13 protein-coding genes are annotated in these 13,014 nt (G+C 70.5%); 8 read left to right on the top strand and 5 right to left on the bottom strand.

The window, feature by feature from the left end:
• The first annotated feature begins 6 nt into the window (after positions 1-6).
• Genes nirB through YIM_RS41980 form a run of 4 tightly spaced genes read left to right on the top strand, consistent with a single transcriptional unit; the run spans position 7 to position 4,620 of the window.
• Positions 7-2,508, top strand: coding sequence for a nitrite reductase large subunit NirB (nirB, locus tag YIM_RS41995; protein WP_153035655.1), 2,502 nt, complete (start codon positions 7-9; stop codon positions 2,506-2,508).
• Positions 2,505-2,849, top strand: coding sequence for a nitrite reductase small subunit NirD (gene nirD, locus YIM_RS41990; RefSeq protein WP_153035654.1), 345 nt, complete (start codon positions 2,505-2,507; stop codon positions 2,847-2,849). The genes nirB and nirD overlap by 4 nt, the downstream gene beginning before the upstream one ends.
• Positions 2,846-3,961 (top strand): uroporphyrinogen-III synthase, encoded by a 1,116-nt coding sequence (locus tag YIM_RS41985; RefSeq protein WP_153035653.1) that lies wholly within the window; start codon positions 2,846-2,848, stop codon positions 3,959-3,961. The genes nirD and YIM_RS41985 overlap by 4 nt, the downstream gene beginning before the upstream one ends.
• Before the next feature lie 2 nt (positions 3,962-3,963).
• Positions 3,964-4,620 carry a sirohydrochlorin chelatase gene (locus YIM_RS41980; protein WP_370469048.1) on the top strand — a complete coding sequence of 219 codons (657 nt, stop codon included), beginning with the start codon at positions 3,964-3,966 and terminating at the stop codon, positions 4,618-4,620.
• Positions 4,621-4,644: 24 nt separating this feature from the next.
• On the opposite strand, the gene YIM_RS41975 is transcribed toward YIM_RS41980, so the two are convergent.
• Positions 4,645-5,628 (bottom strand): Lrp/AsnC family transcriptional regulator, encoded by a 984-nt coding sequence (locus YIM_RS41975; protein ID WP_153035651.1) that lies wholly within the window; start codon positions 5,626-5,628, stop codon positions 4,645-4,647.
• 103 nt (positions 5,629-5,731) lie between these two features.
• Here YIM_RS41975 and YIM_RS41970 point away from each other — a divergent pair, with 103 nt between their 5' ends.
• Both YIM_RS41970 and YIM_RS41965 read left to right on the top strand, forming a co-directional pair.
• Positions 5,732-7,024 (top strand): Nramp family divalent metal transporter, encoded by a 1,293-nt coding sequence (locus YIM_RS41970; RefSeq protein WP_153035650.1) that lies wholly within the window; start codon positions 5,732-5,734, stop codon positions 7,022-7,024.
• 18 nt (positions 7,025-7,042) lie between these two features.
• Complete coding sequence (locus YIM_RS41965; RefSeq protein WP_153035649.1) at positions 7,043-8,446, top strand: amidase; 1,404 nt, start codon at positions 7,043-7,045, stop codon at positions 8,444-8,446.
• Here YIM_RS41965 and YIM_RS41960 read toward each other — a convergent pair.
• Entirely contained in the window at positions 8,418-9,515 is a 1,098-nt protein-coding gene (locus YIM_RS41960; RefSeq protein WP_153035648.1) for a winged helix DNA-binding domain-containing protein, read from the bottom strand. The genes YIM_RS41965 and YIM_RS41960 overlap by 29 nt on opposite strands.
• A gap of 10 nt (positions 9,516-9,525) precedes the next feature.
• Positions 9,526-9,921: a DUF3224 domain-containing protein gene (locus YIM_RS41955; RefSeq protein ID WP_153035647.1), complete on the bottom strand. Its 396-nt coding sequence runs from the start codon at positions 9,919-9,921 to the stop codon at positions 9,526-9,528.
• A 63-nt stretch (positions 9,922-9,984) separates the two neighbouring features.
• Between YIM_RS41955 and YIM_RS41950 the strand changes: the two genes are divergently transcribed.
• Together YIM_RS41950 and YIM_RS41945 are read left to right on the top strand one after the other, a co-directional pair.
• A complete protein-coding gene (locus YIM_RS41950; protein WP_153035646.1) occupies positions 9,985-10,947 on the top strand; it encodes a YafY family protein in 963 nt (320 codons plus the stop codon).
• Entirely contained in the window at positions 10,940-11,737 is a 798-nt protein-coding gene (locus YIM_RS41945; protein WP_153035645.1) for a uroporphyrinogen-III synthase, read from the top strand. The genes YIM_RS41950 and YIM_RS41945 overlap by 8 nt, the downstream gene beginning before the upstream one ends.
• On the opposite strand, the gene YIM_RS41940 is transcribed toward YIM_RS41945, so the two are convergent.
• On the bottom strand, positions 11,734-12,576 hold the full coding sequence (locus YIM_RS41940; RefSeq protein WP_153037591.1) for a siderophore-interacting protein: 843 nt from the start codon (positions 12,574-12,576) through the stop codon (positions 11,734-11,736). The two genes, YIM_RS41945 and YIM_RS41940, sit on opposite strands and share 4 nt — an antisense overlap.
• Positions 12,577-12,608: 32 nt before the next feature.
• Entirely contained in the window at positions 12,609-12,920 is a 312-nt protein-coding gene (locus tag YIM_RS41935; RefSeq protein ID WP_153035644.1) for an MGMT family protein, read from the bottom strand.
• Positions 12,921-13,014: the final 94 nt, after the last annotated feature.

Here is a 13,014-nt window from a genome sequence, read left to right as displayed (position 1 = left end):
GCAGCGATGCGGACACTGGTTGTCGCCGGGCACGGAATGGTCGCCCACCGGCTGGTCGAGGCCGTGCGGGCGGGCGAGAGCGACTGGCGCGTGGTCGTGCTGGCCGAGGAGTCACGCCCGGCGTACGACCGGGTCGCGCTGACCTCCTATGTGGACGGCTGGGACGCGGAACTGCTGGCGCTGCCCGGTTCCGACTACGCCGGTGACTCCCGGGTGGAGTTGCGGCTCGGCGACCCGGTGGTGTCGGTCGACCGCGAGAACCGCGTGGTCCGCACCGAGGCCGGGTTCGAGCAGTCCTACGACGCGCTCGTGCTGGCCACCGGGTCGAAGCCGTTCGTGCCGCCGGTGCCTGGTCACGACCTGCCCGGTTGCTTCGTCTACCGGACGATCGAGGACCTCGACGACATCCGGGCCGCGGCCGGTGCGTCCGGTCGCGGCCGCCGGTCGGCGATGGTGGTCGGCGGTGGCCTGCTCGGCCTGGAGGCCGCGAAGGCGTTGCGGGACATGGGACTCTCACCCCACGTGGTGGAGATGGGCCCGCGCCTGATGCCGCTGCAGGTCGACGACGGCGGTGCCGGACTGCTGCGCGACCTGGTCACCGCGCTGGACGTGACCGTCCACACCGGAACGTCGGCGAGCGTCATCGAGGCCGACGGCGACCGGCTGCTGGCCAAGCTGGCCAACGGCACCGAGCTGGACCTGGACCTGGTGGTGTTCTCGGCGGGCATCCGCCCGCGGGACGACCTGGCCCGGTCGAGCGGGCTCGAAGTCGGTGAACGCGGTGGTGTGCTGGTGGACAACCGCTGTCGCACCAGCGATCCGGCGATCTTCGCGATCGGTGAGTGCGCGGCGGTGGAGAACCGCGTGTACGGCATCGTGGCGCCGGGGTACGCGATGGCGGAGATCGTCGCGGCGCAGCTGCTCGGCGGGGACGCCGAATTCGGTGAGCAGGACATGTCGACCAAGCTGAAGCTGCTCGGGGTCGACGTGGCGAGCTTCGGTGACGCGCACGCGGCCACCGAGGGCGCGCGTGAGGTCGTGTTCGCCGATTCGATCGACGGTTACTACAAGAAGCTGGTGGTCTCCGAGGACGGCAAGACGCTGCTCGGCGGTGTTCTGGTCGGGGACGCTTCGCAGTACACGATGCTGCGGTCGTTCGTCGGCCGCCCGCTGCCCGCGTCACCGGGTTCGATGCTCGCGCCGTCGGGTGGCGGCGAAGGCGTCGGTGTGGACGCGTTGCCGCCGGACGCCCAGGTCTGCTCGTGCAACGGCGTCACCAAGGCGACGATCACCGACGCGATCCTGGAACACGAGTGCAACGACGTGCCGAAGATCAAGGCCTGCACCCGGGCGGGCACGGCGTGTGGTTCGTGCGTGCCGATGCTGTCGAAGCTGCTGGACTCGTGCGGGGTCGAGCAGTCGAAGGCGCTTTGTGAGCACTTCTCCTTCTCCCGCGCGGAACTGTTCGAGATCGTGAGCGCGACCCGGATCACCACGTTCGGCGAGCTGATCTCGCGGCACGGCACCGGCACCGGTTGCGCGATCTGCAAGCCCGCGGTGGCCTCCATCCTGGCGACGCTGGGCAACGGGCACATCCTCGGCGGCGAGCAGGCGACGCTGCAGGACACCAACGACCGGTTCCTGGCGAACATCCAGCGCAACGGCTCGTACTCGGTGGTGCCGCGCATCCCCGGTGGTGAGATCACCCCGGCGAAGCTGAAGGTGATCGCCGAGGTCGGCGAGGAGTTCGGGCTGTACACCAAGATCACCGGCGGCCAGCGGATCGACCTGTTCGGCGCGACGGTGGACCAGCTGCCGCTGATCTGGCGCCGGCTGGTGGACGCCGGTTTCGAGTCGGGGCACGCGTACGGCAAGGCGCTGCGCACGGTGAAGTCGTGCGTCGGCTCCACCTGGTGCCGGTACGGGGTCCAGGACAGCGTCGGCATGGCGGTGGAGCTTGAGCTGCGGTACCGCGGCCTGCGGTCGCCGCACAAGCTGAAGGCGGCCGTCTCCGGGTGTGCGCGTGAATGCGCCGAGGCACGCGGCAAGGACTTCGGCGTGATCGCCACGGAGAACGGCTGGAACCTCTACGTCGGCGGCAACGGCGGTACCACGCCGCGGCACGCGCGACTGCTGGTGTCCGATGTGGACAGCGAGACGCTGCTCCGCACGATCGACCGGTTCCTGATGTTCTACGTGCGGACCGCCGACCGGCTGCAGCGCACCGCGCCGTGGATCGAGGAGATGGAAGGCGGCCTCGACCACCTGTACGACGTGATCGTCAACGACAGCCTCGGCATCTGCGAGGAGCTGGACGCCGCGATGGAGAAGCACGTGGATTCCTACGCCGACGAATGGCGTGGGGTGCTCGAAGACCCGGAGAAGCTCGCGCGGTTCACCTCGTTCGTGAACGCGCCGGGCACGCCGGACCCGACGATCTCGTTCCGCGTCGAACGTGAGCAGAACGTGCCGGTTTCGCTGGGAATGCCGGAGGTGGCAGCACGATGACCGCGATGCAGGAACGAACCTGGCTGGCGATGTGCCCGCTCGACTCGGTGCCGCTCGGCGCCGGAGTCGCCGCACTGCTGCCGGATGGTGCGCAGGTGGCGATCTTCCGCACCGGCGACGACGCCGTGTACGCGTTGTCCAATGTGGACCCGTTCAGCGGGGCCGCGGTGCTCTCGCGCGGCATCCTCGGCGACCGCGGTGGGGTGCCGGTGGTGGCCTCGCCGATGCACAAGCAGTGCTTCGAGCTGGCGACCGGTCAGTGCGTCGACGATCCCGAGGTCCGGGTGGCGGTCTACCCGGTGCGGGTGGCGGCGGGCACGGTGGAGGTGGGCGGGCCATGACGGCCCTGCCACCGCTGGCGGGTTTCGCCATCGGGATCACGGCGGCGCGCCGGGCTGACGAGCTCGGGGCGCTGTTCGTGCGAAAGGGGGCGACCGTGCGGTACGGCCCGGCGATCCGGATCGTGCCGCTGTCCGACGACACCGAACTGCTCGGCGCCACCCGGCGGCTGCTGGACGAGGCGCCGGACGTGGTGGTGGCGACCACCGGCATCGGCTTCCGCGGCTGGATCGAGGCGGCCGAGGGCTGGGGCCTCGGTGACGCCGTGCTGGCGCGGCTCGGCGAGGCCGCGGTACTGGCACGCGGACCGAAGGCGAAGGGGGCGGTGCGCGCGGCCGGACTGTCCGAAGTGTACTCACCGGAGTCGGAGAGCAACGCGGAGTTGTTGCAGCACCTGCTCGACTCCGGGGTGGACGGGCGTCGGGTGGCGGTCCAGCTGCACGGCGAACCACTGCCGTTCTTCGTGGAGTCGCTGCGCAGTGCCGGTGCCGAGGTGATCGAGATCCCGGTGTACCGGTGGGTGGGGCCCGCCGACCCCGGCCCGCTGGACCGGCTGCTCGATTCGGTGCTGGAGGGCGGGATCGACGCGATGCCGTTCACCAGCGCGCCCGCCGCGGCGAGCATGTTCGCGGTGGCCAAGCGGACCGGGCGGTACGCGGAACTGGTGGACGCGCTGACCCACCGGGTGGTGGTCGCTTGCGTCGGGCCGATCACCGCCGCGCCGTTCGCCGCGCTCGGCATCCCGGTCGTGCAACCGGAACGCTCCCGCATCGGCGCGCTGGCACGCACGCAGTCGCAGGCGCTGCTGGACCGGGTGCCGCGGTGGCGGGTGGCCGGGCGCGAGGTCGAGCTGCGCGGGCAGGCGGTGGTGGTGGACGGCGAACTGCGGTCGCTCGCCCCCGCTCAGCTGGCCGTGTTGCGCGCGCTCGCGCGCGAGCCGGGGCGGGTGGTTTCGCGGCGGCAGCTGATGACCGTGCTGCCCAGCGGCGGTGACGAGCACGCGGTGGAGACGGCGGTCGGCAGGCTCCGGACGTCGCTGGGTGAGGGAAAACTGGTGCAGACCGTGGTCAAGCGGGGCTACCGGCTGGCCGTGGAGAAGGTGGGGATCGCTTGATCGTGCTGGTGGCACACGGAACCCGGGCGCCTGCCGGGGTTCGCGTGATCTCGGAACTGGCGGAACTGGTGCGGGAGCGGGTCGACGTCGAGGTGCGTGTCGCCTACGCGGACGTGCTCCAGCCGGACGTGACGAGCGTGCTCGGTGACGTGCCGGGGCCCGCCGTGGTGGTGCCCGCGTTCCTGGCGTCGGGATACCACGTGCGGACGGACATCCCGGCGCAGATCGAGGCGAGCGGGCACCGGTCGGTCAGCGTCACGCCCGCGTTCGGTGCGGCCCCGGAGCTGATCGACGTGCTCGAACACCGCCTGCTCGACGCCGGATACCGCCAGGGTGACGCCGTGGTGCTGGCCGCCGCCGGATCGAGCGATCCCCGTGCGCTCAGCGAGGTCCGGGTGGCCGCGCGGGCGTTGCGTGCCAGGCTGGGCGTGCCGGTGCGGGTCGGTTTTGCCGCCACCGCAAGGCCTTCGGTGGCCGAGGTGGTGGATTCGCTGCGCTGGCACCGGGTCGCGGTGGCTTCCTGGCTGCTCGCGCCGGGCCTGTTCCACCGGCGGCTGGTCGACTCGGGCGCGGCCGTGGTGGCGGAACCGCTCGGCGCGCACCCGGCCATCGCCGATCTGGTCGTGCGGCGCTACCAGTCCAGCCTCGTGAGCGTTTAGTCCACCGCGTCTGGTTCACAGTGCTCAGTCCGCTGTGGAAAGCAGGCCGCTGCGTTTGAGCGTCGAGAGCACAAAAGAGGTCTCCACGCTCTGTACCCGGCGCGCCCACACCGCGTCGCTGATGAACTCGTCGAGGGCCGCCGTCGACGGCAGTGTCACGTTGACCAGGAACTGGTGGTCACCGGCGAGCCTGCTGGCGTAGCGCACGAACGGTGACTCACGAAGTCCGTCGGCCACCGCGCCGACGTCGGCTGGCCTCGCCGTCACCCACAGCATTGCCTCCACCGGCAACCCGACCAGCCGCGGGCTGACCACCGTCCGGATCAGCACGCGGCCCTCCCGGCGCAGGCGATCCAGGTGACGTCGCGCGGTGACGTCGGACAAACCGGTCAGCCTGCCCAGTTCTTCGTAGGTGCGGCGGCCGTCATCGGCCAGTGCGCGCAACAGCAACTGGTCGCCCCTGGACAGGTCCTGCAATCCGCCGACCCGGCGCTCGCGCGGTATCGCGGCCGACTCCTCGAGTTTCGCGCGCTCTTCGTCGGTGATCAGGCCCGGATGCCATTCGTGCGCGGTCCGGACGTACCGCAGCACCGGCTGGGTGAAGCTGGTGACCATGCCGGGCGTGGCGGGCAGCTCGTCCATGACCAGCGACGCCAGCCGTTCCCGTGAGCAGGAGATCTCGGCAACGCAGTCGGTCGAGCCGGTGAGCACGTGCGTGAACAGGGTGTCCTCGCGGCGCGCCAGCACCCCGCCGGCGAGCCGGGCCTGGCCAGGCGCGCACTTCAGGCCGACGATCACGCCTTCCGCGCGCAGCACGAAACCGGTGATCCGGACGAGGCCGGACCTGAGCAACTCGGTGCCACGACGGGTGACGGTGCGTTCCTGCTCGCCGAGCACCTTCGCGATGCGGTGCCACGACGCCCGACCGTCCACATGCAACGCGCCGACGATCCGGCGGTCGAGTTCGCCGAACGGAACCGCCGGAGTGGGTGGCGCTTCTGGACTCATTCGCCAATCCTATGTCCGATATCTTCATTGTTCCCATTCATCTTGCCTGTTTCAGTCGCATCGGCGGACAGTCTCCGGAATCCACGCCGGGAAGGTGACGACCATGAGCGACGATCTCCGCGTACCGCAGACGGCTTCCGGAACCCCGCTTGCCCCGCGCAGCTGGCGCGCGAGACTCGCCTACCTCGGTCCCGGCCTGGTGCTCGCCGCGGCCGGGATCGGCGCGGCGGACATGGTCACCGCGCTGTCCGGCGCGTCGGCCTACGGCATGGGCCTGCTCTGGGCCGCGCTCATCGGGGTGGTGGTGAAGTTCGCGATCACCGAAGCGGTGGGCCGCCTGCACCTGGCCACCGGGCTGACCCCGATGAGCGGGCTCCGCACGGCGAGCCGGTGGTTGCCCTGGGTGTTCCTGGTTTTCCTGCTGGTGATCGGCCTGGTTTACGGTGCCGCGCTGGGGTCGGTCGCCGCGCTGGCGGTTTCGGCCCTGTTCCCCGCGCTGCCGGTGACGGCCATGTCGATCGTGCTCACGCTGGTCGCCGGGGCGATGGTGGTCGTCGGCCGGTATCGCCTGTTCGAACGGGTGATGACCGGCTTCACGATCGTGATGTTCGCGGGCGCGGTCGCCACCGCCGCCGTGGTCATCGGGCACATGGACGACCCGGGGCGGCTCGTGTCCACCCTGCGACCGGCCCTGCCGGAAGGGTCGATCATGACCGTGCTCGCGCTGATCGGCGGTATCGGCGGCTCCGCGGGCATCGCCGCCTACGGGTACTGGGTCAAGGAGAAGGGCTGGCGGGATTCGAGCTGGCTGCCGATCATGCGGGCCGACTCGGGGCTCAGCTTCGCCGTCGTTTTCCTGTTCGTCTGCGCGATGACCGTGCTCGGCACCGGGATGCTGTACGGCACCGGGGAGAGCATCGCAGGCAGCAGCGGGCTGGCCGCGCTCGCCGATCCGATGGGCGACCTGCTCGGTTCGGTGACCCGGATCCTGTTCCTGATCACCTTCTTCTTTGTGGTGTTCAGCTCGATCGTGGGTGGTTTCAACGCGTTGTCCTACCTGATGGCCGACTGCGTCCGGGTCATCCGCGCGATCCCCGAAGAGGACGCCGACCGGCACATGGCCACCACCTCGCGGCCGTTCCGCGCCTTTGTCGGGTACTGCGTGCTCACCTCGGTCGTGGTGGTGTTCACCGGGCGGCCGGTCACGCTGGTGATGCTCTACGCCATTTTCGGTGCGCTGATCCTGCCGGTGCTCTCCGGCGCGCTGCTCTGGCTGCTCAACCGCCGGTCGGTGGAACCGGTCTACCGCAACGGGATCCTCTCGAACATCGGTCTCGCCGGTGCCTTCGTGCTGTTCGGGATCCTCGGCGTGGCCCAGATTCTCGAATCCTTCTAAGTACCAGGAGATACAGGCGTGCACTTCGATGACGCACTCAGCATCGTGACGGCGATCCGGACCAGGGAGGTGTCCTGCCGCGAAGTACTCGACGCGCACCTGCGCCGGATCGAGGAGACCAATCCCGCGGTGAACGCCATCGTCACGCTGACCGCCGAGCGCGCGCTGACCGAGGCGGCGAAGGCGGACGACCGGCTGGCCGCGGGTGAACAGGTCGGCCCGTTGCACGGAATTCCCATGGCGCACAAGGATTTGGTGGCCACGGCCGGGATCCGCACCACCTACGGATCGCCCATCTTCGCTGACCACGTGCCGGTACAGGACGACCTGATCATCCAGCGACTGCGCGCCGCGGGCGCGATCACCGTCGGCAAGACCAACACCCCCGAACTCGGCCTCGGCTCGCACACCTTCAACCCGGTCTTCGGCGCCACCCGGAATCCCTATGACCTCGGCAAGAGCGCGGGCGGAAGCAGTGGCGGGGCCGCCGCCGCGCTCGCGGCGGGCATGATCCCGCTGGCCGACGGCAGTGACACCGGTGGTTCACTGCGAAATCCCGCGTCCTTCTGCAACGTCGTCGGCCTGCGTCCGTCCCCCGGCCGCGTGCCGTCCTGGCCGGACAAGGCCCCGTGGTCGCCGCTGTCCACGAAGGGGCCGATGGCGCGCACGGTCGCCGACACGGCGTTGTTGCTGTCGGTTTTGGCCGGTGAAGACACGCGCAGCCCGACCTCGCTGGCCGGGACCGGCGCGGAGTTCACCGAGCCGCTGGACCGCGAGTTGCGCGGACTCCGCGTCGCCTGGACCCCGGACTTCGGCGGACTGGTCCCGGTGGAGCCCGCGGTCATCGACGCCCTGCTGCCCGCGACGAAGGTCTTCGAGGATCTGGGGGCGACCGTCGAGCAGGCGTGTCCCGACCTTTCCGGTGCCGACGAGGTCTTCCGGACTCGGCGTGCCTGGCAGCTGGAACTCGCCTACGGCTCACTGCTCGACCAGCACCGCGAGCGGATGAAGCCCGACGCCGTCTGGAACATCGAGCAGGGACGGGCGCTCACCGGTCCCGACCTCGGCCGCGCGGAAACCCGGCAGGCCGCGATCCACCAGGGGGTCCACGAGTTCTTCGAGACCTACGACGTGCTGCTGGCCCCGGTCAGCCAGGTTGTTCCGTTCGACGTGGACCTGGTTTACCCGCGGTCGGTCGCCGGTGTCGAGATGACCGACTACCTGGGCTGGATGGCTGCCTGCTCGATGATCACGGTCACCGGCTGCCCGGCGCTGTCGGTACCGGCCGCGTTCACCCCGGACGGCCTTCCGGTCGGCCTGCAGCTCATCGGCCCGCACCGGCAGGACCGGAAGCTGCTCGAAATCGGGTACGCCTTCGAGCAGGCCGGGCCGATCACGACCAGGCCACGGTGTGCAGTGTGAGCCCGCGGGCCGCGGCGACCACTTCGGCTTCCTGACCGACCCGGTCACGGATGTCCGGTGCCAGCGGCCAGAACGTCGACACCGTGATGGTGAGCCGCTTGCCGGAGGTCTTCGGGCGCCAGACGCCGGCGATCTCCCCGTCGGCGAGCACCGCGCCCGGATTGCCGAGGATCTTCCAGATCTCCTTCTGGTGCGCCTTCTCCGGCACGAGCAGGTCGCGATCCCTGGCCTGGAGCAGGGGATCCGACGGCGGTAGCAGGCGCACGACGTCCGGTTCCGGCGGATTTTCCAGCAAGGGCAGGGAATCGGCGGGAAGGTAGCGTTTTTTCTTGTCCAGCTGGACTTCCACGAGGTCGGACGGCCACATTTCCTTGGCGACGGTGGCCGTGGTGCCGGAGAAGCCGCCCGCGTCGCCGTGCGTGGCCGGACCGTGCAGGCGCAGGTAGGCCGCCATGACGGCGGTCGCGGCGGGCACGTCCGGTTTGGCGGGCACCGGTACCCGTGGCTTCAGCGGGGTCAGCGTGGCCGGGGTCGCGTCGGGCACCAGCTCGAGCCCGGCGAGCGGCGCGGCCAGGCGCATCAGCTGCTCGAAGATGTGCGTGGCCCCGCAGCCGCGGCACCAGACGGAGAAGCCTTCGGGCACCAGCTTGGTGACCGCGGTGCTCGCGGCACCCTTGGTCATCGTTTTGCCGACCGCCTTGCGCAGCGCCCGCGCCGTGACCGTCAGCGCTTCGGCGGCCGGGACGCCGGCACGGGCGACCTGGGCGCGCTGCCAGCCCATCCGTGCCTCCGCGTCCATTTCGGACAGTGGAACCAGGCTGGCCACGAGCGTCTTCAGATCGCGGCGGCGGTGCAGGTGCGGGGCGCCGCGGTGCGACCAGAGCAGCGCGAAGCCGTCCTCGTCGGCAGCGGCCGGAGTGGACAGCCGTGCGGCCAGCGCGATGGCCGGGCCGCCGCGCTGGTTGTCCTGCACCCCGAGATCGAACACGGCCAGTTCCCGCGGATCGGCCGTCTCACGGTGCAACCCCTGCGCGGCGATCCGGTAGGCCACAACCTGCTGCCTGTCCATCGCGACCGTCCTAGATGGAGTACTCGAATGTGTAGGCCATCGCGGACTCGCCCGTGGCCCCGGCGATCGTGCCGGTGCCCCGCAGGCCGGTCAGCTCGCCGGTGCCTGAGCCGTCGACCACGGTGAACGTGCCGTTGATGCCGTTGCTGTCGAAACCTACCTCGTGCCGGATGACGAAGCTGCCCTTGCGGCCGTCGACCGCGCCCTCGATCCGCTCGAACCCCGGCGCGCGGTTCCCGGCGCCGTCGTAGCCGGGACCGGAGTAGTAGAGCAGGTAGTCGACCGACGACTCGCCCTCGATCAGGCCCGAGTAGGTCATGACGGCGTGTGCGTGTGCGTACCGCGGCTGGTCCTCGGCGCCGCTGACCACGCTTTCGTCCCAGCTCTTCATCGCGAATGTGTTCATGGGGAGTACTCTGCCGCCCTTACCTGACAGCTTGTGTCAGGTTTTCCGGTCATACTGGTTTCCATGCGGGCGAGCAGATTGCTGTCGGTGTTGCTGCTGTTGCAGAACCGCGGCCGGATGACGGCCGACGAACTCGCCGCCGAGCTGGAGGTCTCGGTGCGCACGGTGTACCGGGACATCGAGGCGCTGTCGGCGGCGGGCGTGCCGGTCTACGCCGATCGCGGGCGCACCGGTGGTTACCAGCTCGTCGACGGGTACCGCACGCGGCTGACCGGGCTGACCGAGGACGAGGCGCGGTCGCTGTCGCTGGCCGGACTGCCCGAGGCCGCCTCCGAACTCGGGCTCGGCACGGTACTCGCTGCGGCCCAGCTGAAGCTCTACGCGGCGCTGCCCGCCGACCTGCGCGCCCGCGCGGCGACCGTCGCCCAGCGCTTCTACCTCGACGTTCCCGGCTGGCACCGGGGGATCGAGAGCCTGCCGCAACTGGCGGAGGTGGCCGAGGCCGTCTGGCAGACCCGCCGGCTGCGGATCGACTACCGGCGCTGGGGGAACCAGCAGGTCACGCGCGAAGTCGAGCCGCTCGGCCTGATCCTGAAGGGTGGCAACTGGTATCTCGCCGCGCGGTGCGAGGGCAGCGACCGGACGTATCGGGTCTCACGCATCGAGGCGCTGACGACGCTGGAACCGTTCACCCGGCCCGCCGATTTCGACCTGTCCGTGTACTGGCGGGAGTGGTCCGAGCAGTTCGAACGGCGGATGTACTCGCGGACCGCGGTGGTGCGCCTGTCCCCGCTCGCGCGGGCCCTCGTACCGTTCTACACGGGAGCCGTCGGCGCGCGAGCGCTGGACACGGCCTCCGAGCCGGACGAGGACGGGTGGATTCGGATGGAACTGCCGGTGGAGCAGGGCCGCTCGGCGATCGGGGAGCTGCTCCGCTTCGGGCCGGACCTGCAGGTGCTGGAGCCCGCGTCACTGCGGGACGAACTGGCGGAGGCGATCAGGGAGATGGGGGCGCACTATGGGTGAACTTTCCGGCGTCACCATCGGGATCACCGCCGAACGCCGCGCGGAGGAGTTCATCACCGCGCTGGAACGGCACGGCGCTTCGGTACGGCACGCGCCGACCATCCGGATCGTGCCGTTGCCGGACGACACTTTGCTGCGAGAAGCGACCGACGCCGTGCTCGCCGCTCCCGTCGACCTCACCGCGATCACCACCGGCGCCGGGTTCCGCGGCTGGGTTACCGCGGCCGAGGGCTGGGGCATGCGGGACGACCTGCTGCGTCACCTGGGTGCTTCGCGGGTTTTCGTGCGCGGGCCGAAGGCGATGGGCGCGGTGCGCGGGCTCGGATTGTCGGAGGACTGGTCGGCCCCCGGTGAGACGAACGCGGAACTCTTCGACCACCTGCTGGCGTCGGGCGTGGCGGGGCGGCGGGTCGCGGTCCAGCTGCACGGGACGCCGCTGCCGGAGTTCACGTCGCGGCTGACCGAGGCCGGGGCGGACGTGGTCGAGGTGCAGCCGTACCGGTGGCAGTGGCCGTCGGACCTGGACCCCGCGCACCAGCTGATCGACGACGTCATCAGCGGCGAGGTGCGGGCGGTCGCGTTCACCAGCGCCCCGGCCGCCGCGAACCTGCTCACGCTGGCCGGTGACCGCCGAGACGCCCTGGTCGACGCGCTGCGCGGTCAGGTCGTGTGCGCGTGCGTCGGCTCGGTGACCGCGGCTCCGCTGACCGAACTCGGCGTCCCGACCCTGCAACCGGACCGGCCTCGGCTGGGCGCGCTGGTCAAGCTGCTGGTGCGCGAGCTGGCCTAGACGTCGTCGGCCGGTTCAGGAGCGCCGGATTCGATGCGCTGCACGCTTTCCCGGCCGACCTCCTCCTCGCTCTTGCCCTGTCGCCAGTAGCCGGTGAAGGTGATGGACCGCTTGTCGACGCCGCGCTCGCGGACCAGGTGGCGTCGCGCGTACTTGACCAGGCTCGCCTCTCCGGAGAGCCACGCGTATGCCTTGCCATCGGGCAGTGAAGCAGTACGGACCGCGTCGAGCACGGCCTCTCCGTGCGGCCGCGAGCCCCGGTGCACCCAGGTGATCTCGACGTCCTTGGCGGCGGTGTCGAAGGCCTGCTCCTCCTCCGGCCCGGCGATCTCCACGAACGCCCGCAGCACGGCGTTCTCCGGCAGGCCCTCGACGATCGCGCCCACCGCGGGCACGGTCGACTCGTCACCGACCAGCAGCTGCCACTCGGTGTCCTCCGGCACCGAGTACAGCGCGTGCGGCGGCGTCAGGAAGATCAGCTCGTCGCCGACGGCGGCGTGTTCCGCCCAGGTCGACCCGGGGCCGGCGTCGTGCAGCACGAAGTCGACGTCGACCTCACCCGGCCGGATCGCGCGAATGGTGTAGGTGCGCATCGGCGGGCGTTCGGCATCCGGCATCGCCAGGTAGACGCGGTACCAGGAGAGCACGGCGTTGTCTTCGGAGCCGCCTTCGAGCGGCGGCGGCAGCACCGGCCGTTCCTGGCCCGGCGCCGGGAAGAACAGCTTGACGTACTGGTCCGGGCCCACGTCGTCGACCTCTGCGGCGACATCGAAACTGATCCGGGCCAGGTGCGGGGTGAGCCGCCGGACGGCGGACACGCGCAGCGGGTGGTACGTCATACTCGCCATTAGGCAAGGCTAACCATAAAAGATCACCAGAGGCCACCCTCCGGCTCCTCCTGTTGCCAGCGATACACCCGCAGGTCCACCTTCTGCCCGTCGGCCAGCACGCCCTCGGTGCGCAGCCGGGCCAGCTGCTCCTCGGCCAGGTGCGGTGCCGGGGTGCCGTTCGCGCGCAGGATCCGGTGCCACGGCAGGTCGCTCCCGTCCTCGGCGAGGATCGCGCCGACCAGGCGCGGTGACGGCGCGCCCGCCAGGTTCGCGATGTCGCCGTAGGTGGCGACCTTGCCGGGCGGGACGTCGCCGATCACCGCCCGCACCCGTTCGTGCAGTTCTTCGTCCATGCGCACAGCTAACCGGACGACACCGACAGTTCTCACCGGGTGCCGCTACCCGGTGCCGATCACCGCTCGTGGTCCAATCGGGTGTGGCAAGCAG

Origin of the sequence: Amycolatopsis sp. YIM 10, from assembly GCF_009429145.1 — a bacterium.
Lineage (GTDB): Bacteria > Actinomycetota > Actinomycetes > Mycobacteriales > Pseudonocardiaceae > Amycolatopsis.
This window is presented reverse-complemented; position numbering and strand designations above follow the sequence as displayed.